This is a genomic window from Dolichospermum sp. DET69 (genome assembly GCA_017355425.1).
Lineage (GTDB): Bacteria > Cyanobacteriota > Cyanobacteriia > Cyanobacteriales > Nostocaceae > Dolichospermum.
On sequence record CP070233.1, the window covers coordinates 37,236 to 60,792 of the forward strand.

General features: G+C 38.9%; 29 protein-coding genes and 2 pseudogenes. 15 read left to right on the top strand and 16 right to left on the bottom strand.

Annotated features, from left to right (window positions below):
* Positions 1 to 250 precede the first annotated feature (250 nt).
* The 4 genes from EZY12_00180 to EZY12_00195 all read right to left on the bottom strand — a co-directional run bounded on the left by EZY12_00180 (position 251) and on the right by EZY12_00195 (position 5,231).
* On the bottom strand, positions 251 to 1,204 hold the full coding sequence (locus EZY12_00180; protein ID QSX68183.1) for a PhoH family protein: 954 nt from the start codon (positions 1,202 to 1,204) through the stop codon (positions 251 to 253).
* Between the two features lie 366 nt (positions 1,205 to 1,570).
* A complete protein-coding gene (locus tag EZY12_00185) occupies positions 1,571 to 1,984 on the bottom strand; it encodes a KH domain-containing protein (protein QSX68184.1) in 414 nt (137 codons plus the stop codon).
* Entirely contained in the window at positions 1,965 to 2,225 is a 261-nt protein-coding gene (rpsP, locus tag EZY12_00190) for a 30S ribosomal protein S16 (protein QSX68185.1), read from the bottom strand. The genes EZY12_00185 and rpsP overlap by 20 nt, the downstream gene beginning before the upstream one ends.
* Before the next feature lie 873 nt (positions 2,226 to 3,098).
* Positions 3,099 to 5,231 carry a PatA/PatG family cyanobactin maturation protease gene (locus tag EZY12_00195; protein QSX68186.1) on the bottom strand — a complete coding sequence of 711 codons (2,133 nt, stop codon included), beginning with the start codon at positions 5,229 to 5,231 and terminating at the stop codon, positions 3,099 to 3,101.
* 69 nt (positions 5,232 to 5,300) lie between these two features.
* Between EZY12_00195 and EZY12_00200 the strand changes: the two genes are divergently transcribed.
* Genes EZY12_00200 through EZY12_00210 form a run of 3 tightly spaced genes read left to right on the top strand, consistent with a single transcriptional unit; the run spans position 5,301 to position 6,688 of the window.
* Positions 5,301 to 5,717 (top strand): XisH family protein, encoded by a 417-nt coding sequence (locus EZY12_00200; GenBank protein ID QSX68187.1) that lies wholly within the window; start codon positions 5,301 to 5,303, stop codon positions 5,715 to 5,717.
* Positions 5,705 to 6,040 carry a XisI protein gene (locus EZY12_00205; protein ID QSX68188.1) on the top strand — a complete coding sequence of 112 codons (336 nt, stop codon included), beginning with the start codon at positions 5,705 to 5,707 and terminating at the stop codon, positions 6,038 to 6,040. Before EZY12_00200 ends, EZY12_00205 begins: the two co-directional genes overlap by 13 nt.
* A gap of 42 nt (positions 6,041 to 6,082) precedes the next feature.
* Entirely contained in the window at positions 6,083 to 6,688 is a 606-nt protein-coding gene (locus EZY12_00210; protein ID QSX68189.1) for a hypothetical protein, read from the top strand.
* A 199-nt stretch (positions 6,689 to 6,887) separates the two neighbouring features.
* Here the strand turns inward: EZY12_00210 and EZY12_00215 are convergent, their stop codons facing one another.
* The 5 genes from EZY12_00215 to EZY12_00235 all read right to left on the bottom strand — a co-directional run bounded on the left by EZY12_00215 (position 6,888) and on the right by EZY12_00235 (position 9,252).
* Complete coding sequence (locus EZY12_00215) at positions 6,888 to 7,052, bottom strand: hypothetical protein (protein QSX68190.1); 165 nt, start codon at positions 7,050 to 7,052, stop codon at positions 6,888 to 6,890.
* Between the two features lie 474 nt (positions 7,053 to 7,526).
* The gene (locus EZY12_00220) at positions 7,527 to 7,682 is read right to left on the bottom strand and encodes an anacyclamide/piricyclamide family prenylated cyclic peptide (GenBank protein QSX68191.1); all 156 of its coding nucleotides are present in this window, start codon (positions 7,680 to 7,682) and stop codon (positions 7,527 to 7,529) included.
* A gap of 369 nt (positions 7,683 to 8,051) precedes the next feature.
* Positions 8,052 to 8,192, bottom strand: coding sequence for an anacyclamide/piricyclamide family prenylated cyclic peptide (locus tag EZY12_00225; protein QSX68192.1), 141 nt, complete (start codon positions 8,190 to 8,192; stop codon positions 8,052 to 8,054).
* A gap of 369 nt (positions 8,193 to 8,561) precedes the next feature.
* Complete coding sequence (locus tag EZY12_00230; GenBank protein ID QSX68193.1) at positions 8,562 to 8,705, bottom strand: anacyclamide/piricyclamide family prenylated cyclic peptide; 144 nt, start codon at positions 8,703 to 8,705, stop codon at positions 8,562 to 8,564.
* Between the two features lie 406 nt (positions 8,706 to 9,111).
* The gene (locus EZY12_00235) at positions 9,112 to 9,252 is read right to left on the bottom strand and encodes an anacyclamide/piricyclamide family prenylated cyclic peptide (GenBank protein ID QSX68194.1); all 141 of its coding nucleotides are present in this window, start codon (positions 9,250 to 9,252) and stop codon (positions 9,112 to 9,114) included.
* Positions 9,253 to 9,958: 706 nt separating this feature from the next.
* Here EZY12_00235 and EZY12_00240 point away from each other — a divergent pair.
* The 6 genes and pseudogenes from EZY12_00240 to EZY12_00265 all read left to right on the top strand — a co-directional run bounded on the left by EZY12_00240 (position 9,959) and on the right by EZY12_00265 (position 14,758).
* Positions 9,959 to 11,092: pseudogene (locus EZY12_00240) on the top strand (S8 family serine peptidase).
* 58 nt (positions 11,093 to 11,150) lie between these two features.
* Positions 11,151 to 11,759: an IS607 family transposase gene (locus EZY12_00245; protein ID QSX68195.1), complete on the top strand. Its 609-nt coding sequence runs from the start codon at positions 11,151 to 11,153 to the stop codon at positions 11,757 to 11,759.
* Positions 11,760 to 11,786: 27 nt separating this feature from the next.
* The gene (locus EZY12_00250; GenBank protein QSX68196.1) at positions 11,787 to 13,268 is read left to right on the top strand and encodes an addiction module component; all 1,482 of its coding nucleotides are present in this window, start codon (positions 11,787 to 11,789) and stop codon (positions 13,266 to 13,268) included.
* A 20-nt stretch (positions 13,269 to 13,288) separates the two neighbouring features.
* Positions 13,289 to 14,131 (top strand): annotated as a pseudogene (locus EZY12_00255) (PatA/PatG family cyanobactin maturation protease).
* A gap of 220 nt (positions 14,132 to 14,351) precedes the next feature.
* Positions 14,352 to 14,555, top strand: coding sequence for a cyanobactin biosynthesis system PatB/AcyB/McaB family protein (locus EZY12_00260; protein ID QSX68197.1), 204 nt, complete (start codon positions 14,352 to 14,354; stop codon positions 14,553 to 14,555).
* 14 nt (positions 14,556 to 14,569) lie between these two features.
* Positions 14,570 to 14,758 carry a cyanobactin biosynthesis PatC/TenC/TruC family protein gene (locus EZY12_00265; protein QSX68198.1) on the top strand — a complete coding sequence of 63 codons (189 nt, stop codon included), beginning with the start codon at positions 14,570 to 14,572 and terminating at the stop codon, positions 14,756 to 14,758.
* A gap of 49 nt (positions 14,759 to 14,807) precedes the next feature.
* Here EZY12_00265 and ffh read toward each other — a convergent pair whose 3' ends face one another.
* Complete coding sequence (gene ffh / locus EZY12_00270; GenBank protein ID QSX68199.1) at positions 14,808 to 16,256, bottom strand: signal recognition particle protein; 1,449 nt, start codon at positions 16,254 to 16,256, stop codon at positions 14,808 to 14,810.
* A 495-nt stretch (positions 16,257 to 16,751) separates the two neighbouring features.
* Between ffh and EZY12_00275 the strand changes: the two genes are divergently transcribed.
* Positions 16,752 to 16,976 (top strand): hypothetical protein, encoded by a 225-nt coding sequence (locus tag EZY12_00275; GenBank protein ID QSX68200.1) that lies wholly within the window; start codon positions 16,752 to 16,754, stop codon positions 16,974 to 16,976.
* Between the two features lie 8 nt (positions 16,977 to 16,984).
* Positions 16,985 to 17,362, top strand: a complete 378-nt coding sequence (locus EZY12_00280; GenBank protein ID QSX68201.1) for a type II toxin-antitoxin system VapC family toxin — start codon at positions 16,985 to 16,987, stop codon at positions 17,360 to 17,362.
* 29 nt (positions 17,363 to 17,391) lie between these two features.
* On the opposite strand, the gene EZY12_00285 is transcribed toward EZY12_00280, so the two are convergent.
* Entirely contained in the window at positions 17,392 to 18,858 is a 1,467-nt protein-coding gene (locus tag EZY12_00285) for an ATP-binding protein (GenBank protein QSX68202.1), read from the bottom strand.
* Between the two features lie 738 nt (positions 18,859 to 19,596).
* Between EZY12_00285 and EZY12_00290 the strand changes: the two genes are divergently transcribed.
* The 3 genes from EZY12_00290 to EZY12_00300 all read left to right on the top strand — a co-directional run bounded on the left by EZY12_00290 (position 19,597) and on the right by EZY12_00300 (position 20,501).
* Entirely contained in the window at positions 19,597 to 19,815 is a 219-nt protein-coding gene (locus EZY12_00290; protein ID QSX68203.1) for a hypothetical protein, read from the top strand.
* Positions 19,808 to 20,227, top strand: coding sequence for a putative toxin-antitoxin system toxin component, PIN family (locus EZY12_00295; protein ID QSX70455.1), 420 nt, complete (start codon positions 19,808 to 19,810; stop codon positions 20,225 to 20,227). Before EZY12_00290 ends, EZY12_00295 begins: the two co-directional genes overlap by 8 nt.
* Positions 20,228 to 20,339: 112 nt before the next feature.
* The gene (locus EZY12_00300; protein QSX68204.1) at positions 20,340 to 20,501 is read left to right on the top strand and encodes a type II toxin-antitoxin system HicB family antitoxin; all 162 of its coding nucleotides are present in this window, start codon (positions 20,340 to 20,342) and stop codon (positions 20,499 to 20,501) included.
* A 14-nt stretch (positions 20,502 to 20,515) separates the two neighbouring features.
* On the opposite strand, the gene EZY12_00305 is transcribed toward EZY12_00300, so the two are convergent.
* From EZY12_00305 to EZY12_00315, 3 genes are read right to left on the bottom strand one after another with little or no spacing between them, the layout of a single operon-like run.
* On the bottom strand, positions 20,516 to 20,932 hold the full coding sequence (locus tag EZY12_00305) for a putative toxin-antitoxin system toxin component, PIN family (GenBank protein QSX68205.1): 417 nt from the start codon (positions 20,930 to 20,932) through the stop codon (positions 20,516 to 20,518).
* Positions 20,922 to 21,146, bottom strand: coding sequence for a hypothetical protein (locus EZY12_00310; protein ID QSX68206.1), 225 nt, complete (start codon positions 21,144 to 21,146; stop codon positions 20,922 to 20,924). The genes EZY12_00305 and EZY12_00310 overlap by 11 nt, the downstream gene beginning before the upstream one ends.
* A gap of 54 nt (positions 21,147 to 21,200) precedes the next feature.
* Positions 21,201 to 21,422 (bottom strand): addiction module protein, encoded by a 222-nt coding sequence (locus EZY12_00315; GenBank protein ID QSX68207.1) that lies wholly within the window; start codon positions 21,420 to 21,422, stop codon positions 21,201 to 21,203.
* 160 nt (positions 21,423 to 21,582) lie between these two features.
* Here EZY12_00315 and EZY12_00320 point away from each other — a divergent pair, with 160 nt between their 5' ends.
* Entirely contained in the window at positions 21,583 to 22,638 is a 1,056-nt protein-coding gene (locus EZY12_00320; protein ID QSX68208.1) for an HNH endonuclease, read from the top strand.
* 34 nt (positions 22,639 to 22,672) lie between these two features.
* Here EZY12_00320 and EZY12_00325 read toward each other — a convergent pair whose 3' ends face one another.
* Complete coding sequence (locus EZY12_00325; GenBank protein QSX68209.1) at positions 22,673 to 23,110, bottom strand: PIN domain-containing protein; 438 nt, start codon at positions 23,108 to 23,110, stop codon at positions 22,673 to 22,675.
* Positions 23,103 to 23,402 (bottom strand): hypothetical protein, encoded by a 300-nt coding sequence (locus EZY12_00330; protein QSX68210.1) that lies wholly within the window; start codon positions 23,400 to 23,402, stop codon positions 23,103 to 23,105. The genes EZY12_00325 and EZY12_00330 overlap by 8 nt, the downstream gene beginning before the upstream one ends.
* Between the last annotated feature and the right edge of the window lie 155 nt (positions 23,403 to 23,557).

Here is a 23,557-nt window from a genome sequence, read left to right on the forward strand (position 1 = left end):
TTTATTTTTCAGCGCCTAGGGTTTAATTTCTGATTTATAGCGTTTTTTGTGTAATATGATCAAGAGCAAAAGGGCGCGGAATTAAGAGGGCGCGGAATTAAGAGGGCGCGGAATTAAGAGGGCGCGGAATTAAGAGGGCGCGGAATTAAGAGGGCGCGGAATTAAGAGGGCGCGGAATTAAGAGGGCGCGGAATTAAGAGGGCGCGGAATTAAGAGGGCGCGGAATTAAGAGGGCGCAGGCCCTGCGCCCCTACGTTTCGTATTTTTCATAAGCAGCAACAATGCGTTGTACTAAAGGATGACGCACTACATCTTTTTGCGAAAATTCGCAAACAGCAATTCCTTCTACATTTCTGAGAATCTGTAAAGCTACATCTAAACCCGATTTTTGATAGGGTGGTAAATCGGTTTGGGTAACGTCACCCGTAATCACCATGCGGGAGTTAAAACCCAACCGGGTTAAAACCATTTTCATTTGCGCTGGTGTGGTATTCTGAGCTTCATCAACAATGATAAAGGCATTACTTAATGTCCTTCCTCGCATATAAGCTAGGGGTGCGACTTCGATGATTTCCCGTTCCATTAAGTTGGGGACTTTTTCGGGGTCTATAAATTCATTTATGGCATCATAAAGAGGACGTAAATAGGGATTGACTTTTTGCTGTAAGTCCCCTGGTAAAAAGCCGAGTTTTTCCCCTGCTTCCACTGCGGGACGGGTTAAAATCAGCTTCTCAAATTGATTACTGAGTAAGGCTTGAACAGCAACGACTACAGCCAGATAGGTTTTCCCTGTTCCCGCAGGCCCAATACCAAAGGTTAAATCACGTCTCCGCAGTGCGTCTATATATTGGCGTTGGTGAAAGGTTTTGGCACGAACTTCTAAACCCCGACGAGTTTTAGCGAGGATATCCCGCTGTAAGTCCTGTAATTGGTCTTCTGTATTGGTGTCTAGGGCTTGACGGGCTGTGAGAATATCAGCACTAGAAATATTATTACCTTTACTCCACAAATTTTCTAGCGATCGCACTAATCTTTTTGCTAATTCTACTTGTTTAGCTGTTCCCGAAATTAATAATTCTTGTCCGCGCAGGACTAAGTTAGCTCCTGTTTGTTGCGATAGAAACTTGATATTTGCCTCTCCATATCCCGCTAATGCGATCGCACTGGACATACTAGGCAGTTGAATTATGCAATCATCTGCCATATTATTGCTGAGTTGGGTGAAATGTGGATTTTAACAAAATTAATATTTTCCTATTAAATGTAGAATGAAAATTCTATAATTTTCTGTTAATTAAGGCTTATTAAATAAAACTCAAACACTTTATCAGGTTCTATACTATTCTTCCTTTCTGCCTTTCTTCTTTCTTCCTCCTGACTCGGTGACTCGGTGACTCGGTGACTCCTCCCAATATTGGGAAATAGGCTGACAACATTTGTTAATTCTTGGCTGGTAAATCCGCAATAAACACAGAATTATTCGCCAAGATTTGACAATGCTGTTGTCCCCTGTCTCCATCTTTCCCAGAATTTAATCTGTTATCAACCATTTAAACTGACTAGTTGTAATCTAGCGTAAACGTGGTTTAACAACAGGTTTGGGAATATTGTTCTCTCTTTCTTTCGACTTGGGTGGTAGTATCCGCTCTTCTTGTTCTTCATCAAAAGACGTACTATCCCGACTTTGGGAACTGGTTCCATAGATATCCAGGTATACTGATTGCCCAGCTAGTTCTGCTGCGGTGGCAATTACAGTGCGAATTGCCTGGATATTCCGTCCCCCTCGACCAAACACTTTTTCTTTATCTGTGCTGTTAAAAGCAATGCGAATCCAAATCCGGTTAAGGATTTGAGATACTTCACAATCAACGCTTAAAGATTCTGGAGATTCTAAAAACGGTTGGACAAGAAACTGTACCAGCCCCACATAATTGGGACTGGTTGCTAGGGATTTAAGCTCAAAACTATGATGCGGCTGTTGCACTGACCTGTTCAAAAACGTTAGCTTTTACGAGGATACTACGAACTGTATCGGTAGGTTGAGCGCCTTGTTGTAGTCGCTTAACGATACCAGGAATGTCTAATTTTACTTCATCAGTTCTGGGGTTATAAAATCCTAGTTCTTCTAGGGGGCGGCCGTCACGACGAGCCAGACTGCTAATAGCAACAATCCGGTAACTTGCTTCGCGCTTTTTGCCAAATCTTTTTAAACGCAATTTGATCATGTTGAGAAATGTTTCTCCTGTTCCTAGTGAGTGAGTTTGTAACTGATTGATAAGGAAGTGATGGGGATATTATACCCGCCTTCACAACTTCCAACACTGAAATGCTAATTTTAGCACTTTCTAGCCGTGAATGGCTATTAGTTTAGTTGTCAGTTGTCAGTTGTCAGTTGTCAGTTGTCGGTTGTCGGTAAGAAAGATATTCTTTTTGCCCCCTACTCCCGTGGTTTCGGGATAAAACAGTTGTAGTAACTCAACCTTTCCTCCATTACAAGATTACTCGGTAAGCGTAAAGCTCAGTCACAAAGCGTGCTGAGATATAAGCGACACGGGCGAAAATATTTCGCCTAACTCGTTGACTAGTAACAGTAGGTGTGATATACTCTTAAAGGTTCCATAATTGAAGTATAACTAAACAACGTAAAAACTTAACTAATTTGGTTGAGTGCGTAGTCATACCTAACAGTATTGCAGTTTAGGAAAGCTAAATTTGGTGAAAAATGAAATACAAAAATCGAGTACGGTAGGGCATACCGGAATTAACGCTTTAGGAGAATCGACCTCTGTTTTTGTTGGAGTAATCCAGCAATTGTAAGTTGGCTCATTGATTAAAGAATCTCAGTGTCTTTAGACGGTGAGAGTGTCAACTGCACTAATTCATTATAAACAAGTTTGATAAATTATTGATTAGCGCATAGACTACTAGTTTGTCAAGATAAAAATGATGGACTGTAGTGTGAGCGTCTCGCTCACGCGGGCAAGATGCCCGCACTACCAAAAACAAAAACCCGTCAAAATAAATTTGACAGCTCACGCGGGCAAGATGCCCGCACTACCAAAAACCCGTCAAAATAAATTTAACATACTACTACGTGCTTATTTCCGCACAGACCAAGAGCGAACTTGACCTAAAGTTACAGGAATTCTGTCACTAACATCAATGGTAAACAAAAACACCTTTTTAGCCCTGCTGCCATTTTCTGGGTCAAAAAACTTTAATTTCACATCCCAACAATCACTATTAATCCGACAAAAAGGACTTTTTTCCACTTCAATACTATCAAGCTGCATCCCTGTAGAAATAGCTTGAGAAAAACTAGAAGCAGCTTGAAAAGCATTAGTTACAGAAAAATTCAACGCTCGATCTTTTGCCAATTGTCCTAAATTTTGCAAATCATAGTATACTCGATTTAAGAAACTACTCAAAGCCTTTCGCATGGCTATTTCTTGGGCTGGTGCAGTTTCTCCCGTAATTACAGTTTGCAAAGCCGCATCTACCAAACTATTGACTTTCCAGCCATACATTCCCCTAGTATTCGTAAGACTAATTACAGGCACAACTTGACCAGAAAATAACTCCACTGTTCTATCTGTTAACCTTGCAGGTATACTTACCCGTTCCACAAAATCATCACTGTTTTCTGGTTGAATTTGTCCCTCTAACATTAAAATCAGGATTTCATAGATATCTGCGGCAAAACCGCTTACAGGTTCTAAAGCATAAATAGGAGTTAATTCTTGGTTGAGAGTCCAAATTAAAGGTTTAGCTTCCGTAGGATTTACTGACAAGTAATCAACCATTTGTCGGCTATCATAGGGATTAGCAGGGATAATTGCCCCGTCCATATTCACTGCTGGCATTAACTGTTTAAAGGTGTCCCTTCTGGCTTCATTACCAAAATCATAACCAATAGTTCCTAAAGCATATACCAATTTAGAAGCTGCACTAGGGGTAATAGAATCAGTTGAGGAATTAATTCCCTGGCTAATAACTAAAGTTTCTCGTTCCCAGTCTCCGGCTGGGAATGCCGTCTCCAAGGCTCTGCCTGACGGTATAGTGAGAGGCAGAGCCTCTAATGTAGCATTCCCAGGTAGAACCTGGGAACGAGAGATTCCTACTCCTCTCTCCTCGTAGGAGAGGGGTTGGGGGTGAGGTTCTTGCACTCCCTGGTAGGAGAGGGGTTGGGGGTGAGGTTCTAACCTTTCTCCCGTCAATAATTGAAACGCACCGGGAATATTCAACTTACCTAATAAACAGCGTTCTGGTTCTTCCACCTCTTCCGGGTTACAGGGAATAGCACTATTTAAAATTGCTTGACGCACTGCTTCAGCGTTGGGTTGTTCTCCTCGTTGCAATTGCAGACTCATTAATAAGGCAGAAATACCTGTGACAATGGGTGCAGCGCAACTTGTCCCTTTTTCTCTGATAGGTTCTTCTGTTCCCGGTTGGGCGCCTAAAATGTTTTCACCGTTGGCCATTACCCCTTTATTTTGATATTCTCCGCCATAATTACTAAATTTAAACGGTTGGCCATCATCTCGCATTGCACCCACTGTAATCACACCAGGAAGAATAGAGGGAATACACCAACATTCACCTTTATCATTACCACCTGGGGCAACAATTAACATATTGTTATCTTGGCATTGTTTCACAGCACGGGCAAATAAATCTGGTGCTACTCCGGTTTGGGTGGGGTGACAAGCAGCAATATGAATCAGATTTGCTCCCCATTTCAAAGCCGTATTAATAGCATGAGTAAGGTTGACGGGGGAAATAAAATCATCACCAGCGAAGGAAATAGGAATATTTAATGCTGTACATAAAGGGGCAATACCAGGGGCAGGTGTGCCGTGTTGCCCTAAAATTGTGCTAGAAATGTGAGTAGCATGACCGGATAATTCAATGCGTTGTCTAATAGCTGGAGGGAAAGGTGCAAAAAATGCCTCCCGTTCTTTTTTTGCCTCTTCTTTATCGTGGTCGGGGTCGTCTTTTTTGTCTTTTTGTTGTTTGTTAAAATCTAAATATAAATTGAGATAATAATAGTATTCTTCGTTAAGTTCAATATCTTCTGCCCAATAGGGTTTAAATTGACTAAATTTTGCCCCTTGAAAACAACTGCGTTCTAAGTCGGCTGCACCATCAAGGATAGCAATTTTAATGCGGGGGTCGCCTTTTGTGCGTGTCCAAATTTGGGAGATTCCGGGGATGTCGGTAAGGTTAGGCATAGGTTTTGATTGTGTTATTGTAATTGATGTTATAATTGTGGGTGAAAAGTCTAATTTTTTATAAAGTTAATGCCAGCTAAAGATGTTTTTCATGATGCTGTTAGGATAGGGTTAGAAAAAGAAGGTTGGGTAATTACAGATGATCCTTTAAGGATAGAAGTTGGTGATGTGGAAATGTATATTGATCTCGGTGCGGAACAAGTTTTAGCTGCTGAAAGAGAAGGAGAAAAAATAGCGGTGGAAATTAAGAGTTTTATTGGTACATCTAATATTTCTCAATTTCATCAAGCCATTGGACAATTTTTTAATTATCATTTGGCATTAGAAGAACAACAACCAGAACGAGTTTTATATTTAGCTGTTCCTTCAGGAATTTATTACTCTTTCTTTCAATTGCAGTTTATTAAAACAGTTGTTCAGCGTTCCCAACTTAAAATCATGATTTATGATCCAGTTCAGGAGGTAATTGTAGCATGGAAAAACTAGAACAATATCGCAATTATGTCAAACAAGTGATCACAGAATATGCTCAATTAGGTTCAGCTAAAGATGAAATTGAACAACAATTGATTTTTGATACTTTTAGTGATCATTATCAATTAATGTATGTGGGTTGGAAAAATAGAAAACGGCAGCATGGTTGTGTTTTGCATTTAGATATTAAAGATCAGAAAATTTGGATACAACATGATGGAACTGAAATTGGTATAGCAGATGAGTTAGTTAAATTAGGAGTGCCAAAATCAGATATTGTTTTAGCATTTCATGAACCTTTAGTGAGACAATATACAGATTTTGCTGTTGGTTGATTTTCACATAAATTTTACATATTTTTTGGAAATATTTACATTATGTCATACAGTGATTTTACTCTCAAAAAAGTTAAGCAAACCTTTGGCATAAATACCGTTGAAAATAAAAAGTTTCTGCCAGAAATCCAACCAATTGCTGCTAGTGCAACCCTGACTGATTTTTTAGCAGAAAGTTTGCCATTAGCTATAGCGACGGGAAGTGAAAAAGCTCGTTCTGAATTAATCATTAGTCCGGTTTTACTAGAAGTACGTAAGATTTTAGAAAGAAAAATTAGTCTATTCTCTGGTGCGGATTTTACTGTAGATTCGGCTTTAGGATTGAATGGAGTTTGTGATTTTGTTCTCAGTCTTTCAGCAGAACAGTTAGAAGTTGAAGCACCAGCAGTTATGATTGTGGAAGCTAAAAAATCAGACTTAAATCCGGGTATTGGCCAGTGTATTGCGGAAATGATTGCTGCTCAAAAATTTAATGAAATTAATAATCAATCTATTCCTACAATTTATGGTAGTGTGACTAATGGTACTGTTTGGCGATTTCTACAATTAACCGAACAAACTGTAACAATTGATTTTACAGATTATTCACTTCCTCCTGTTGATGTCATTTTAGGAATTTTAGTTTGGATGGTAACTTCTCGTAATTAAATAATTGTCTGAATCAGGATGTCCAGGATTTAAGGATTTACAGGATGTTACCCAACATTTCGGTGATTTTGTGATTTAATTTTGTTGGGTTGCGCTGTCGCTTAACCCAACCTACATCTACTGTATTCATCCTGTTCATCCTTTAATCCTGGATATCCTGATTCTGACACTTTTTGGCGTATGGTTTCAGATAGAGAACTCATGGTGATAAAGGAGTTTTTATTCCCCGTTTAACAGCTTCGGCTAAACCTTCAGATTTTCTTAATTGTCCCATTTGATAAAGGGATATTAAAATTAATAATTCATAACGTTCGACAGAAGCAGCTAAACTTTCGGGTAAGTTAATAGTTATGGGAATTGTCATAAAAATAAAATTCTTTATTACAATTACAGTTTAGATGATGAAATTGTCTGAATCAGGATATCCAGGATATCCAGGATTTACAGGATGTTACCCAACATTTCGGTGATTTCGTGATTTAATTTTGTTGGGTTGCGCTGTCGCTTAACCCAACCTACATCTTTTTTACGACTGGGAAACAGCTTAGAAGAATGTGCCAAAAAGTATAAAGGCTTCTGCCAAAAGTATAAACCCAAGGAGAAGAACCCAAGCCAATGCCACTGGGGTAGTAAGCTGTTGGCTGGGGTTCATCTCACAAATCAGGGTTCAACCACTAACCCTAAAAAATCCAAGTCCGGTTTTCCACCTCCCCCGTGCCAGTGATAAACCCCCGAACTGACAGAGGTTGTCCGTCAATTCATCGAGGCAAACCGTGCGCCAAGGGATGTAGAAATAGACTTTTGATATTTTTTGAGGTGAGTGGTAGAATGGGGTGACTTACTCCGCGTCGTCGCCCGCAAAAGGATTTTCATTTACATATCCCTTATATATATAATATAGGGCTGTAACCTGACCGCTTTGATCCTTAGCGGTGGAGGTAGTTTCGCGTTCTACGGGAGCAACTTGTTGGGGGCGGATGTTCTTCTTAGTCATGGTGTGTTTTCCTTTTTGTTTGTTCGTTTAACTTCTTCCTTGTGAAGAAGACTGGTTTGGTGAAGGCGTTAAATTGGTGTTGAAGGGTAATTTAACGAGTTGTCAATCACCAGAAGCTTTATATAAAACCTCTCTCCAAACCTCTCTCCTACAAGGAGAGAGGCTTTAAACTCTTTAAATTCTCAAGTTTTTTTCCTGTTCCCTCTCCTCTTAGGAGAGGGTTAGGGAGAGGTATCTTATCCCCCGTGCCAGTGATAAACCCCCGAACTGACAGAGGTTGTCCGTCAATTCATCGAGGCAAACCGTGCGCCAAGGGATGTAGAAATAGACTTTTGATATTTTTTGAGGTGAGTGGTAGAATGGGGTGACTTACTCCGCGTCGTCGCCCGCAAAAGGAAGGTACCTCCTATTGATTTGGGCTGTAACCTGACCGCTTTGATCCTTGGCAGTAGAGATGGTTTCGCGTTCTACGGGAGCAACTTGTTGGGGGCGGATGTTCTTCTTAGTCATGGTGTGTTTTCCTTTTTGTTTGTTCGTTTAACTTCTTCCTGATGAAGAAGACTGGTTTGGTGAAGGCGTTAAATTGGTGTTGAAGGGTAATTTAACGAGTTGTCATTCACCAGAAGCTTTATATAAAACCTCTCTCCAAACCTCTCTCCTACAAGGAGAGAGGCTTTAAACTCTTTAAATTCTCAAGTTTTTTTCCTGTTCCCTCTCCTCTTAGGAGAGGGTTAGGGAGAGGTATCTTATCCTTCGTGCCAGTGATAAACCCCCGAACTGACAGAGGTTGTCCGTCAATTCATCGAGGCAAACCGTGCGCCAAGGGATGTAGAAATAGACTTTTGATATTTTTTGAGGTGAGTGGTAGAATGGGGTGACTTACTCCGCGTCGTCGCCTGCAAAAGGATTTGGGAACCCAGGATAATATAGGGCTGTAACCTGACCGCTTTGATCGTTAGCAGTAGAGATGGTTTCGCGTTCTACGGGAGCAACTTGTTGGGGGCGGATGTTCTTCTTAGTCATGGTGTGTTTTCCTTTTTGTTTGTTCGTTTAACTTCTTCCTTGTGAAGAAGACTGGTTTGGTGAAGGCGTTAAATTGGTGTTGAAGGGTAATTTAACGAGTTGTCATTCACCAGAAGCTTTATATAAAACCTCTCTCCAAACCTCTCTCCTACAAGGAGAGAGGCTTTAAACTCTTTAAATTCTCAAGTTTTTTTCCTGTTCCCTCTCCTCTTACAAGTTTTTTTCCTGTTCCCTCTCCTCTTAGGAGAGGGTTAGGGAGAGGTATCTTAATTCACCTCCCCCGTGCCAGTGATAAACCCCCGAACTGACAAGGGTTGTCCGTCAATTCATCGAGGCAAACCGTGCGCCAAGGGATGTAGAAATAGACTTTTGACCTTTTTTGAGGTGAGTGGTAGAATGGGGTGACTTACTCCGCGTCGTCGCCTGCAAAAGGAAGCCAGGGCCACGCTATAAGGGCTGTAACCTGACCGCTTTGATCCTTAGCTGTAGAGATGGTTTCGCGTTCAACGGGAGCAACTTGTTGGGGGCGGATGTTTTTCTTAGTCATGGTGTGTTTTCCTTTTTGTTTGTTCGTTTAACTTCTTCCTTATGAAGAAGACTGGTTTGGTGAAGGCGTTAAATTGGTGTTGAAGGGTAATTTAACGAGTTGTGATTCACCAGAAGCTTTATATAAAACCTGTCTCCTTGTAGGAGAGAGGCTTTAAACTCTTTAAATTCTCAAGTTTTTTTCCTGTTCCCTCTCCTCTTAGGAGAGGGTTAGGGAGAGGTAGAGTTTTAGTATTAACTAATGTGAATTTTTCAGAATAATCAATGCAACTCCCTACCATGAGATGATAAAAAGTGCAATTACTAATCAGTAGGCTAAGTGAAGCTACCCTGATTCTGATAGTACAGCCAATTATGATTCAACGCAAGACCTTATTAATAAAAATTACTTATAGTAAATCAGGTTGTTAACACTCCTATTTGCTTGATATTTCCGTGAAGCGGAAATCACTATCTCCTCCCGTCAAGTATTTGTAAATACTGATTTTCATCCACAGCACAGGAGAAAATAAACACTTACCAAAACCGTTTTTTTTTTTGACATAAGAAAAAATTATATCAATTAAAATATGTAAATTGAGTTGACATTTCAGCCGAATGGTATGAGAATTACTTTTGTGTTCTAGAAGCACAATCGTAATAAAAATGTCATAAAATAGATATTTATGGCGCAAAATAGATGTTTAAGCAGATAATTAACAAATTAAATGCCAAAATCCTCAATTGAAACGGAAATCCAGAAATTATGGAACTTGACACAGGGTGATTCACAAATATGTGTAGCTATACTCGACGGATTGGTTGATCAATCTCATGATTGCTTAAATGCAGCAAATTTAACAAGATTGCCAACACTTATTCAGGGAGAAGCGACAGCTAATGGATCTATGTCTGGACATGGAACTCATGTAGCAAGCATCATATTTGGTCAACATAATTCCTCAGAATTACGGGGAATTGCTCCCCAATGTCGAGGGTTAATCGTCCCTATTTTTGGTGACAATAATAAGAAACTTTCTCAACTAGACCTATCTCGTGCCATAGAACAAGCCGTCAATGCTGGAGCGGATATTATCAATGTCAGCGCTGGACAACTCACTGATAATGGTGAAGCAGAAGGCTGGTTAGATAGGGCTGTGCAACTATGCAAAGATCACAATGTTTTAATTGTGGCTGCTGCTGGTAATGATGGTTGCGAATGTTTGCACGTTCCTGCATCTTTACCCACCGTATTAGCAGTAGGGGCAATGAATGACCAAGGTAAACCCATAGACTTTAGTAACTGGGGGGAAAAATATCAAAACCAAGGCATTCTTGCACCGGGAGAAAACATTTTAGGGGCAAAACCGGGGGGAGGGACACAAAAACTCAGTGGTACTAGCTTTGCTACTCCTATTGTTTCCGGTGTCGCTGCTTTACTCCTAAGTCTGCAAGTTCAACGTGGTGAAAAACCCGACCCCGCTAAGGTGAGAGCGGTTTTATTAGAAACTGCTATACCTTGCACAGATAAGGATACAGACGATATTAGTCGCTGTTTATTAGGTAAATTAAATATTTCTGGTGCATTGCAATATTTTACAGGAGGAACAATGTCCGAAGAATTAGATACAGTAGAAACCGTTGACAGTATTGAAGCTGCTGGTTGCGGTTGTGCAGAGATTACAAATAGTGCTGAACCAGAACCCAACCCGGAAGAATTTATACCCCCTGAATTTTTCCCAGTAGTTCCTGCTGTGACAACTTCCGCACCTTTAACAAATTCATCCAATTCTCAATTTACTACCATGTCAAATCGTACATCTAATTACATTACTGCTAGTCAAGCACCCAGCGATCTCGCCACACTCTCTAATCTCAAAATAACGTAGTATACTGGGGTTAATCGTATTTAACCGAAAGATGAAATACCTAACCCCAGAACAAGTTTATAAACAGTTCGGCTATCACCCTAAGACGACGGCAGAATGGGCTGACTTAGGGAAAATAGAATGTATCCGTTCCCCTGGTGGACATCGAAGATATCCAGAATCAGCGTTTATAAAAACAGTCTCAACGGATAAAGAGCGGGTTCTTTACGCCCGTGTCAGCACAAAAACCCAGTTGTTAGACCTTGACACACAAATAGAATTTTTAGGTAAAACCTACCCAGGATGTCGAGTCGTCAAGGATGTGGCTAGTGGCATGAATTGGAAGCGGAAAAACTTTCTTAAATTAATGACTCAAGTTGCCCAGAATCAAATCTCTGAAATTGTCGTAGGGCATAAAGACAGATTATGCAGATTTGGATTTGAGTTCGTTGAGTGGTTTTGCAACCTTCACAGCTGCAAAATTGTTGTGGTAAACAATGCCAAGTTATCACCACACGAAGAGTTAATGCAGGACTTTATGGCTATCATGCACTGCTTTTCCTCCAAACTTTACTTCCTTCGGGCTTACAAGAAAAAAATAGCCGAAGAGCAAAATATTCATGAAACAAATAGTAGTCAATACGAGTCAATGGGTGTATAGTAGTAAAAGACGTAGTAAGCCAAACTCATGAAACTCAAGGTAAAGAATCAGTTAACCGTTACGAGAATCGCTATTTTAGGAACTGAAAAACTAAATAACTGGAAATCTAACGAGCTTGATTTGATCGCTTTGAGCTTGGGTAAACTACGCTCTGACCTGTGGAACGAGTTCGGGTCGTTGAAAGCCTGGGGTGTTTCTAAATTTGAGATTGACAAACAGCTACGCACCTTAAAAGACAAATATCAATTACCTGCTAAGTTATGGGAAGCGACTCTCTATGACGTAATTGATGATATTCATTTAGTTCAGGCTGCTTGTGTTGAGAAGGTGATAAAATCTTTGGGGCAATCGTTCCAGTCTTTTCAGGCTAAAAAAGGAGTTTTACAACTTACCTTAGAAAGTCGGGAATGGTTGGAACATCCCAAACTTTGCACCTTAGTTAGAAAGTTTTGGTATCGAGGACACACGAAAGTTTGTAACCAAATTATTGTAAAGGCTTATGATACTAAAACAGATGATAAAGGTGTGGTGTGGTTGCGTTTTGGAGGTTTAACTCCATGTAAAACTCTCAAACTACCAACGACTTTACCAACAGAAATCAAGTGTCAGATAAGGCTAATTAAGCGTAATAGTAGATGGCAAATACATTACACAACTGACATCCAAAAAGCTGAAAAAAAGACCGAGGGTAAAATAATTGGATGTGATAGAGGTTACACCGAAGTTTATGCCACATCTTCTAACGATGGCGCTAGATTTTTAGGTAATGACTTTGGTAAAATCCAAACTCAAGAAACCGATTACAGAACAGCGAAACAAGTTAAACGTAATAAAATCAAGTCAGTTTTTAACAAGTCTACAGCTAAAGGAAATGGTGCTAAGGCTGATAGAATTAAACGGAATAATCTTGGTAGAATCAAGTGGGACAATCGGGAAACATCCTTTAAAGGTAGGATTCAAACAATAGTTTTTACAGCTACGCATGACTTGATGACAGATGCGATCAAGGTAGCTTTTGAAGATTTGACGGAGCAAATAAAAGGCAAAAAGCCCATGAGAAAGCGCATGAAGAGAAATGTTTCTTCATGGTGCAAGGGGATAGTTGCGGATGCCCTCAAACAAGTTTCAACCCGTGTAGGTTGCACGGTTGTTAGTGTTAATTGTGCGTATACGTCACAACTTGACTCCAGATTTAGTACCTTAACGGGGACTAGAAATGGTGACAAGTTTACCGGACATGATGGGGTCGTGATGCACTCAGATACTAACGCTGCTGATAACGTTCTAGTAAGAATGGGTGACGTTGAAATCACTCGTTACATGAAACATTCAAACGTAAAAGTAATATTACTAGAACGAACTCAGAAGTTTCGGGAATCCCTAATAGTGGAGACTGAAGCGAAACCGGGCAAGGATAAGCCCCAGACTCTAGAACCTAAAAGCAAACTTGCGAACAAGGTCAATCAGAGAGCGAACTATAAGCAATTGACGTTGTTTGACCTTGGTTAACTACGTTATTTGTGTATCCCGAAGTTAACTTAGTGTATGCTTTAGGTACACTGGGTTACGATTTTGGTTCAGAAGCCAGAAGAGACTCTTTTAAACAATTAATGCCGGGAGTACAAATAGACGGAACAGCGATTCCCGCTAACCCTTATGATGCGCGGCAGATGGTAGATTATTTAGGAGATAATCTTTCTGAGGCTAAGTCCTTAATTTGGACATTGAATTTAGAATTAACTCCTGTCTATGCAATTGAACCAGGTGGGGCTTTTGCGAGAGATGTTTATGGGATTTTACAAGAATTATTATCGGGACAAATTCAAGCAGAAGACAGCGAGAATTATGTAGAGAGAGTCAGTATTCCCGGTATTTTATCGGGACGCAGTGTAAAACTATTTTCTGGTCAAGTTGTTCCTGTAATTGAAGTTCCCAACATTCGGGGAATGTATGGTTGGAAGGTTAACACCTTAGTTCAAGCTGCTATTCAGACAGTGCAAGCACAAGCTTCAGAAGCCCAAGAAGAGTCTATTCGTCGGACTTTGGGTAGTTTCCTCAGCCGCATTTATTATGATTTACGCAACTTGGGGACAACTTCCCAAGATAGGGCGTTGAATTTTGCCTCTACGAATGCTTTTCAAGCGGCTTCTACCTTTGCGGAAGCTGTGGCTACAGGTATGGAGTTGGATAGTATTACAGTGGAGAAAAGTCCTTTCTGTCGTTTAGATAGCGATTGTTGGGATGTAAAATTGAAGTTCTTTGACCCTGAAAATAGTCGTCGGGCGAAGAAGCTATTCCGGTTTACAATTGATGTGAGTGATATTATTCCTGTTACTTTGGGCGAAGTCCGTTCTTGGTCTACTCCTTATTAATATCTCACCTGGCGAATATAATTTACAGCCCCAACAGCCCCGGCGAATAGAATTCGCGGCTACACAAACAAAGTCCACCTTCGTGGACTAAAAAACTAACTGTTTCAAACCTACGTAGGTAGGTTTCGCCTGTGTAGACGCGGTTTCTAACCGCCGATTTAATGTTAATTACTAATGTTGGTTGACATACGTCAACCCAACCTACAATCTAAAATTGATTATGAGATTACCCAAACTTTCCCCACCAGTAAAAAGACCGGATATTATTTATCCTCATCGTTCTGTTGATGTAATTCACGGTAGAGTCGAAGATTTAGTGAGCATTCGTATGGATTTATTACATGGTGCTAATTATAATGACCCCGCTGCATTTCAAAATCGTAGTTATCAGCAAATTAAATCTTCTTGTAGTTGCATGATTTAGGAGTTATCAATATTATGAGTAAACAAAAGAAAACCCCCGCAAATTCTAGCGAACTAGAACCTAAACCACCAGCAGAAATTGAACGTAAATTATTATCTACTGGTTTGGAAGATTATGGTTTTTGGTCACAAGAAATGGCTAAACAAAAAGCCCAACAAACTGAACCTGATAAACCTTTTCGTCGTGGTCGGATTTGGTGTTAATTTTCAGATCCCCGACTTCTTTAAGAAGTCGGGGATCTAGTTTTTTAAACTAAAGAGTCCCAAAACCTTTTTTCTTTTTCTCCTTCTTTTTCTTCGCTGGTGGTGCGCCACCGGGATAACCGCGCCAGCCTGCTGCGGGACGATTACCACCCGCTGCTAAGGGATTACCACCGCCAAACATTCCTCCCATACCGGGAATGCCACCCTGTCCCATTTGCTGCATGAGCGATCGCATTTTTTGGAAATCCGCTACCAGTTTGCTTACATCCCCTTCTCTATAACCAGAACCAGAGGCTATTCTTCTTCTGCGACTGGGAGAACTCGATAATAAATCTGGATCACGGCGTTCTTTGCCTGTCATGGAATTAATCATGGCTTCACAGCGTTTTAGCTGGGTTTCTCCCTGCTTCAACTGGTCATCAGAAAGCTTATTCATGCCCGGAATCATCTTCATGATTCCCCCCAAAGAACCCATGTTTTTCAATAACCGCATTTGCTTGAGAAAGTCAGTAAAATCAAATTTCGCTGACAGGATTTTCTCCTGCATTTTCTCCGCATCTTCCAAATTTATTTCTTCTTGGGCTTTTTCTACTAAGGTGAGAACATCCCCCATGCCCAAAATCCGCGAAGCCATGCGGTCAGGATAAAACGGTTGTAGTGCTTCGACTTTTTCCCCCACACCCACAAATTTAATTGGCGCTCCGGAAATTTGCCGGACTGACAACGCCGCACCACCCCGGCTATCGCCATCCATTTTAGTCAGGATTGCCCCAGTAATCCCAATTTGATCATGGAAGGTGCGAGTTAGATTTGCTGCCTCTTGACCCGTCATTGCGTCAACAACTAACAGGGTTTCATCGGGCTGGACTATTTCCTTGATGCGGGCTAATTCCGCCATCATATCTTCGTCTATTTGTAAGCGTCCGGCAGTATCAATAATTACTGTATTTATGCCTTCGGCTCTGGCACGTTCCACACCTTGACGGGCGATTTCTACGGGGTCAGCTTCAATTCCCAATTCAAAGACGGGGACATCAATTTGCTTACCCAGGGTAAGTAACTGGTCAATAGCTGCGGGACGGTAAATATCTGTAGCCACTAGCAAACAACTACGGTCTTGTTTGCGTAAATGCAAAGCTAATTTAGCGGTGGCTGTGGTTTTCCCTGTCCCTTGCAAACCAGCCATTAAGATCACGGTGGTCTTACCTACATTTTCTGCAAGGGGAACATTTTCTTCCCCCATGATTTGCACTAATTCATCATGAACAATTTTGATGAACTGTTGGTCAGGACGCACACCGGCGATAACTTCGGCTCCCTGGGCTTTGGTTTCGACTTCGCTAATAAAATCTTTGACTACCTGGAGGTTAACATCTGCCTCCAACAAAGCCCGACGCACTTCCCGCAAAGCGTCTTGAATGTTGGATTGGGAGATTTTATCCTGTCCTCGGATTTTTTTCCAGGCGGATTCTAAGCGGTCAGATAGTGCATCAAACATAATTCATTTACAACGTAGTTAGTCTGTTAAGGATTTTTGGTCGAGTTTTTCAAGATCTTTATTTACCAGCTTATCTGACTCTAGCGATCGATTGATGTGGTGAACCGTAATTTTAGATGTGTTGCTGTGAGTATAGTAATCGTCTATGCTTTAATTGCTAGAAAAAAATCGCATTTTATCAATAAAGGTAGTTGACTCGGGCTTCAAAATTTGCTATACTCAATCTTGATAAGGAAGAACTATCTTAAAATATTTAAAGTATTTATATATAAACCAGTGAAGACAATCTGATACAGGTTGTCACTTATATTTATTTCCGATGCACCGTACTACCTATAACCTGATGTTCATTATACTGAATATTCCCCGGTATGTGGATAGCGATTAATTTGAATGCGATCGCTTTACAATTAAAACAGATTGAGTAGAAAAATAAAGTTAGTTTATTCTGTGATGAGTTGGAAATTGAGTCACCGTTTTAGGAGAATAAAACTTATGCAAGTTGTGATCGATCTACCTGATGAATTAGGAAAAAAACTTTTAGGGTTTCCTAATATGCAGATGTTTGTCCAAGAAGCGGTTAAAAAAATGTTGTTGGAGGAGCAAAGAAAACAAGCAAGTTTAGAAATAAAGTCGCTGATGTCATCTGTTCCAGCTTCGGTAAGTTTGGTAGATGAGTTAATAGCTGATAGAAGAATCGAAGCAAATAAAGAATTATAGGATAGCGAATGATAGTATTAGATGCTTCTGCACTATTAGCGTATTTGAATAAAGAAAAAGGAGGTTTATTAGTTGAAGAAATTTTGCCCAATGCAATAATCTCAACAGTGAACTGGTGTGAGGTTGTGCAAAAATTACGGTCAAAATCTATTTTATATCAAGAGATTTATATCCGTTTGGAGATTATTGGGCTTGGGTTTATTCCCTTTAATAAGGAATATGCCGAGAAAGCTGGGGAATTATGGCAAATTACTTCACCTTTTGGACTATCATTAGGAGATAGAGCTTGTTTAGCTACTGGTTTAGTTGAAAAAATGCCTGTAATGACTGCGGACAAAATATGGCAAGAATTATCTTTACCCATCGAAATTAAATGTATTCGCTAACTTTTTTAAAATTTATAATTCGTGAAACACTATGTCCTATTCTGTATCCGGTGCTGCTGAACTTTTTCATCTATGTGGCGCAATATATTGGCACTAAGCGCGTAAGCATACAAACTTGCTGGCTCAAATTTAAACTGAACTCCTTTATACATAAAATTTTCATCCGCAATAGTTCGACTTGTAATTTTAATGGGCTGAATTATGCTTTTATTTTTCTTGATAAATTCTATGCAATTATCAAGCTCAGAGTGAGACTTATAGGGTCTGTCACTCCACTTAACTTCAACTAGCCATGAGGGTAACTGGTCTACGAGATTCAAGTGGACAATATCAATTTCTCCCGAATTCCAGCGTGCATAATAAAGTTCAGTAGTCATACTGTGTTGCCACTGACTAAAAATAGCAGTTTCAGTCATTGCACCCATTGCCTCAGAATCTGCCTGAAGTTGTCCAAATAATGCGGCTCGCATGGACGGATTAGTTAAATAAACCTTAAAGTACAAAGCCCTCTTAAATCTCTTAGCATTTTGGTCAATTCTCTCAACACGCCGAATTAAAAACGCGGCTTCAAGGTATTCTAGATAACGCTTAATAGTATTCTTAGCTACGCCAGAAGATTGAGACAATCCCTCTAAATTAACTTCATTACCGGAATTGTATGCCAAGGTAGTAAAAAGCCTGTTCAATTCTTGAATATCATTAATACCATAAAGACTTGGCAAATCACGCAATAGCACTTTGTCAATAATATCACTTTTAATATACTGTCCAGGATCTTGGCGGATAGTTTCTGAAAAAACCGCTTCTGGGTATCCACCAAAATTCAGGTAGTTAACAAACTCTTCATTGAGTGCCTCAATATTGGAGGCAGAATATTTATAGGTATCAAAAGGTTCTTTAGGTGATGTAGCCGTTATCAGTTCATTTTCTCGACCAATAAACATCAAGTATTCAGCAAAAGTTAATGGTGGCAGAATATAATCACTGAATCTACCAGCACCAGATTCTATACTCTTTAATCGTAGTGCAGCAGCAGAGCCAGTAGCAATAAAACGGTAATCGGCAAAGGAGTCAACTAGAGATTTCAGGTGTACTTCCCAATTACGAAAGTATTGAATCTCGTCGAAAAATACAAATAGCTGGGAATCGCGTTTATGATTGAATAGCTCTTGAAAGTAACTAAGTATTTTTTCTAGTGGAAGTCCGGTATAAATGGGGGTTTCAAGGGAGAGATATAAGATCCTCTTTTCATCAATACCAGAGTTCAATAGTTCGCGGACACTGTGATAGACCATAACAGTCTTACCGACGCGCCTGGGTCCCATCAAGACAATCGCTCGACGAACACTCACATCCAAAATTTTCTGATAAAAAGGCTCAAAATATTTTCGTCGAGGGGTATTCTCATAAGCAATTTTCCCCTTTTCACCTTGCTCCCACCAAGGGTTATCAAATTCAAGGCGCGATAAGATATCCTTTTTCGCAATTTCCAGCATGGAGATATAAGATTAGTCGGTTGACCTTAGTTTAGCCGAAAAATAATATTAAGGTCAATTGATTAATCTTAGTTCTCTAGTTTTTATATGAACAGCCGGTAAGCGTAAAACTCAGCGGCTTTAGCCCTGAGATGTCAGTAACCCAGCCCTAAAGGGACTGAGCTTGCAAGAGAAATCAAACAAGCTGTACTGGACCACCTAGAAATAGGTAGCCGTTATTTGAGTCACGACACCCACCGAATGCGTTCGCGCCAGCGTGCCGTCAGGCATAGCTAGTTCCCTGCTCTGTCATTTGCAATTAAACAGTTTTAAGGTCACTGAAACAGTGTTGCAAGTATAACAAGCTCTTATAACGCAGTCGTTGCTAACATCACCCCAGAAATGGGAGTTGGTTTTTCAGGTTTCCAATCAAAAAACCTGACTAAAATTTAAGATGCTTTGGAAGCTGTTATAGAAATGTATGAAGATTTAGGTAAACAACTTCCTCATAACCTACAATCTGTAGACCAAAATTCACCAGCTTTGATAGAAACAATTATATCCGTCAGATGAACTATAGAGAAGTTACTAAAAAATTATCTAGGCTGGGATGTGTCATGTACAACAGCTTAATCTGTTTGAATAAAGTACGATAGCGAAGCGCAACCTAGAAATCACATATCTTATAGCTTAGGTTATCGTACTTTAGGTATTGAATGCTATAATTAAACAAATGTAATTTATTTTTCCTATCAAAATATGGAAACAATTGCAATTCAAGTTGATACTGAAGTTGCCAAAGCTTATCAAAAAGCAGAACCGCAAAAACAGCAAAAAATTCAGAGTATTGTTAACGATTTTCTCAAATCAATTATTCAAGATAAATCCCTAGATGATATTATTCAAGAAATGCAAGAACAAGCTCAAGATAGAGGATTAACTCAAGAAATTTTAGATGAGATTCTTCAGAATGGATAAAATGCGGTTTGTTATTGATACAAACATTTTAGTTAGTGCCATTTTGATTAAATCATCTGTTCCAGATGTAGCATTCAAAAAAGCCAAAAGCTTAGGAATAATTTTATTTTCAGATGCGATTTTTCAAGAATTGCAAGAAATTCTCAATCGCTCAAAATTTGATAAATATATTTCTATGAGTATTCGTACTCAATTCTTAGCTAAATTCAAACTTGAATCAGAAGAAATTGAAATAGTCCAGATTATCAAAGAGTGTAGAGATCCAAAAGATGACAAATTTCTTGAAGTTGCTATTAATGGTAATGCAACTCATATTATTACAGGAGACAAAGATTTATTAGAACTTCATCCCTTTCGAGGAGTTGATATTATTACCGCCACGCAATTTTTAGGAAGTTTTTCAGATTTATAATAAAATACGATGGTGAAGGTTCATAATTAGGTGTTACCAACAAACCAGAAGCTATTATTAAGATATAATTGTTTTTGATCATCTCCCTACTGGAAAACTTGAACTTCAACCCATGAAAATAAAAGTCATTATTCACAAAGAAGAAGCAGGTTATTGGGCAGAAGTTCCTGCTATTCCTGGTTGTGCTACCCAGGGAGATACTTTTAAAGAATTACTACAAAATATATATGAAGCCGTTGAAGGTTGCCTACTCGTTGATGTTGTTCCCACCTAACCCACCCTACATAATTACAGAAATAGATTTAAAAATTCATCTATTGTAATTATTTGTACGCTTTCAAATAACTTTAAAACAAGTAAATCCTGATCGCCAGTAATAATATAATCTGCTTTTCCATTCAACGCTAAAGCCAATATTTTATCATCTTTTGGATCACGACAAATATTAATAATTTCTCCGACTTCTACAAATTCAACTGTTTTGAGAAAGTTACTCAGAAAAAATCGTCGTTCTATGGTCGTAACATATTTATCAAATTTAGGTCGAAATAAAACTTCTTCTATTTCCAATAAAACAGAAGATGACATTAAAATCTTTCCTATGTCTTGTGCTTTATCTAAAGCTTGACGCGCTTTGCTTGTTTTGGAAAGAACGGCACTCACGAGAATATTTGTATCTAAAACTAAATATTGTTTACGGTTCATTAATTATTGCTTCTAAAATTTCTGGTGTTAAGCCTCTAGCAGTTGCTCTATCGCTAATTTCGTCCATAATTTTCCTTAAAAAATCAATGTCATTTTCTTTTTCTTTTTTAAGTAAAAGGCTAACAATTTGCTGAATCTGTTCACGTTCTTCTAAGGAAGCAAATTGATAAGCTTCAGCAATTTCGGGGGTAACTTCAAAAGTGATGGTCTGCATAGTTATGCAATTTTAAAATGTTATGGGACAGTTTGATTATATCAAAATGTCTGGCTAAGTGCTATACCGTTTTTTAACGTCTTCCCAACTAGAACCATTTGTAGGATTTTTTTCGTAATTTTCTAACCGTCGCTCTAATTCTTGTTGTTGTGCTGAACTCAAGGGAAGTTCTTCTTGCTGTTCTAAGATGCTGTCCCATAAATCTTCAGCAAGTTGGATACGTTCTGCAATGCTGAGTTCAGAAATATCAAATTTCAAGAGGGGATGGAGACTCATGAGTAGAGAGTGAGGTGTGAGATTTTATCTATTTTATAACATTGGGGGGTTTGAAAGTTGTGGGAAAATTTCTGGATATCAGTGAGGGATATACTAAAAATGGTATATTGATGTATAATCACATCTTGCGTAAATCCTATTCTAAAAAAATAAGCATAATATGAGAAAAACTGTTTTTTTTAACATTGGATGGATGAAACATTATCAAGGTATTACTACTGAAGATGATATTGAGGGTGGAGGAGAGTTTATTAATGACAATAAATATGGACATGAAATTTTTAATTTTCAGGCTTTTAATGATTATATGTATGGTTACGTTCAGCCTGGTGGAACTGGTAACTATTTAGAGAGAAAAATAAACATTGATAGATTAGATACAGCAAAACAAAATTTAGTTCATGATGTTATATGTGTTTGGGTAGCATCAAATCCAGATAAAAATGGTACTTGGGTTATAGGTTGGTATGAAAATTCAACTGTTTATCGGAATTATCAGCAAGCACCACCTAATTCTAATAGAATTTTTAAAGATACCCATTTAGGTTATCGGGTTACAGCAAAAGTAAAAGATTGTGTATGTTTACCTATTGAGAAAAGAAATTTACAAGTTCCAAGATCGCAACAAATAAAGGGTGGTATAGGACAATCAAATATTTGGTATGCTGATAGTGAAGAAAAAGATATTATAGAGTTTCGCCAAAAAGTAGAGAATTTTATCCAAGAGTATCGAAATTCAGATAGCATAAAACTAATAAATATTCGGCAAGAACTTGATCAAGATTTTTTCAATACAAATATTATCAATTTAGAAGATGCAAGAAAACGAGTTTTAAGATCAATAGTTTGTCGTCAAGGACAATCTCAATTCCGTCAGAAACTTCTCACAGCATACAAAGGTAGATGTGCTATTTCTGGTTCTGATGTAGAACCTGCTTTAGAAGCAGCACACATTATTCCCTATCTTGGATTACATAGTAATATTACTTCTAATGGATTATTGCTTAGAGCAGATATTCATACTTTATTTGATCTCAATCTCATTACTATTCATCCAGAGACTATGAAAGTTTTAGTTGCACCTAAATTAATGAAAACGCAATGTCGGGCATTTTATCAAAAAACAATTACACTTCCTGAGAATGAAGCCGATAGACCTGATAAAAAGGCAATAGAAAAACATTATACAGAGTGCGATCACCTGTGGCAGTTCTGAAAGCGATCTCTATCCTTAATACTGTTTTTTAAAATTACAAACCTCTTTGTACAATCTCTCGAATTTCTCTAACAAACTCAGCAGGAGTTTGGATAATTAATCCACTCTCAATACCAACTTCCGCAGTAAAATCTTTAGTATTCAAGCTTAATAAACGATCAACTTTTGCCAACACAGCAGCAGCTAAAATAGGCGCGTCTTTAGCTTCAATAATCCTAACCCAACGATTACTTTCTTCTAGAGTTGGATCAGGTTCAATTTCTGGATTAATAGCTGCTATTAACTGCGAGAAAATTGGTAAAGCATCAGGTAATTTTTTCCTGATATTTCGTTCACACTCTAATAAAACTTGCTCTGATATCACTAACTGAAACAAACCAATTTCCGCCATTGTTAACACAGCGCGACTAGCTCCTGTACGAGAAGCAGCACCAGCAATGAGAATGCTAGAATCAGCAAAAACCTTACGCATTGTGATCTTTCTCTTGCCAAATTGCTGCCCTTTCTGCTGCCAAACCCTGGAGTAAATCACCTAGTTCTAAACCTGCATCTTCCATCATTGCTGTAATTTTGTCGGCAATTTGTGGAACTTGCGGCTGTTTTGGAGTAAGTAAAACAACATTACCAATTTGCAATAATGTCAACGTATCACCTGTAACTAAGCTAAAATGCACCTTTAAATCTTCTGGAATAGTAATTTTTCCCTCATTTTCTATGCGAATAGGGAAAGCTTTAATTTCCATATTTTCTGATATATAAGTCATACTTAGTCGTTTATATGGGTTTTTGTAGGGACATTTTCACCAAACATCCCTAAATCTATTGTAAATGTTGCTGTACCGGAGCGCCTTGTAATCGCTAAAAATTCGATATCATTAAAACCGAAAATAAAACCAAAGTTTCGTAACTTAGGAGATAT

Bases quoted from the DNA above. Each gene is read 5' to 3' on its own strand.
- EZY12_00195 (QSX68186.1), bottom strand. From the start codon at position 5,231: ATGCCTAACCTTACCGACATCCCCGGAATCTCCCAAATTTGGACACGC.
- rpsP (QSX68185.1), bottom strand. From the start codon at position 2,225: ATGATCAAATTGCGTTTAAAAAGATTTGGCAAAAAGCGCGAAGCAAGT.
- EZY12_00210 (QSX68189.1), top strand. From the start codon at position 6,083: ATGTCATACAGTGATTTTACTCTCAAAAAAGTTAAGCAAACCTTTGGC.
- EZY12_00320 (QSX68208.1), top strand. From the start codon at position 21,583: ATGAGAAAAACTGTTTTTTTTAACATTGGATGGATGAAACATTATCAA.
- EZY12_00325 (QSX68209.1), bottom strand. From the start codon at position 23,110: ATGCGTAAGGTTTTTGCTGATTCTAGCATTCTCATTGCTGGTGCTGCT.
- EZY12_00260 (QSX68197.1), top strand. From the start codon at position 14,352: ATGAGATTACCCAAACTTTCCCCACCAGTAAAAAGACCGGATATTATT.
- EZY12_00295 (QSX70455.1), top strand. From the start codon at position 19,808: ATGGATAAAATGCGGTTTGTTATTGATACAAACATTTTAGTTAGTGCC.
- EZY12_00310 (QSX68206.1), bottom strand. From the start codon at position 21,146: ATGCAGACCATCACTTTTGAAGTTACCCCCGAAATTGCTGAAGCTTAT.
- EZY12_00315 (QSX68207.1), bottom strand. From the start codon at position 21,422: ATGAGTCTCCATCCCCTCTTGAAATTTGATATTTCTGAACTCAGCATT.
- EZY12_00230 (QSX68193.1), bottom strand. From the start codon at position 8,705: ATGACTAAGAAGAACATCCGCCCCCAACAAGTTGCTCCCGTAGAACGC.
- ffh (QSX68199.1), bottom strand. From the start codon at position 16,256: ATGTTTGATGCACTATCTGACCGCTTAGAATCCGCCTGGAAAAAAATC.
- EZY12_00245 (QSX68195.1), top strand. From the start codon at position 11,151: ATGAAATACCTAACCCCAGAACAAGTTTATAAACAGTTCGGCTATCAC.
- EZY12_00265 (QSX68198.1), top strand. From the start codon at position 14,570: ATGAGTAAACAAAAGAAAACCCCCGCAAATTCTAGCGAACTAGAACCT.
- EZY12_00275 (QSX68200.1), top strand. From the start codon at position 16,752: ATGCAAGTTGTGATCGATCTACCTGATGAATTAGGAAAAAAACTTTTA.
- EZY12_00235 (QSX68194.1), bottom strand. From the start codon at position 9,252: ATGACTAAGAAAAACATCCGCCCCCAACAAGTTGCTCCCGTTGAACGC.
- EZY12_00300 (QSX68204.1), top strand. From the start codon at position 20,340: ATGAAAATAAAAGTCATTATTCACAAAGAAGAAGCAGGTTATTGGGCA.
- EZY12_00225 (QSX68192.1), bottom strand. From the start codon at position 8,192: ATGACTAAGAAGAACATCCGCCCCCAACAAGTTGCTCCCGTAGAACGC.
- EZY12_00280 (QSX68201.1), top strand. From the start codon at position 16,985: ATGATAGTATTAGATGCTTCTGCACTATTAGCGTATTTGAATAAAGAA.
- EZY12_00285 (QSX68202.1), bottom strand. From the start codon at position 18,858: ATGCTGGAAATTGCGAAAAAGGATATCTTATCGCGCCTTGAATTTGAT.
- EZY12_00305 (QSX68205.1), bottom strand. From the start codon at position 20,932: ATGAACCGTAAACAATATTTAGTTTTAGATACAAATATTCTCGTGAGT.
- EZY12_00250 (QSX68196.1), top strand. From the start codon at position 11,787: ATGAAACTCAAGGTAAAGAATCAGTTAACCGTTACGAGAATCGCTATT.
- EZY12_00205 (QSX68188.1), top strand. From the start codon at position 5,705: ATGGAAAAACTAGAACAATATCGCAATTATGTCAAACAAGTGATCACA.
- EZY12_00290 (QSX68203.1), top strand. From the start codon at position 19,597: ATGGAAACAATTGCAATTCAAGTTGATACTGAAGTTGCCAAAGCTTAT.
- EZY12_00330 (QSX68210.1), bottom strand. From the start codon at position 23,402: ATGACTTATATATCAGAAAATATGGAAATTAAAGCTTTCCCTATTCGC.
- EZY12_00180 (QSX68183.1), bottom strand. From the start codon at position 1,204: ATGGCAGATGATTGCATAATTCAACTGCCTAGTATGTCCAGTGCGATC.
- EZY12_00215 (QSX68190.1), bottom strand. From the start codon at position 7,052: ATGACAATTCCCATAACTATTAACTTACCCGAAAGTTTAGCTGCTTCT.
- EZY12_00220 (QSX68191.1), bottom strand. From the start codon at position 7,682: ATGACTAAGAAGAACATCCGCCCCCAACAAGTTGCTCCCGTAGAACGC.
- EZY12_00200 (QSX68187.1), top strand. From the start codon at position 5,301: ATGCCAGCTAAAGATGTTTTTCATGATGCTGTTAGGATAGGGTTAGAA.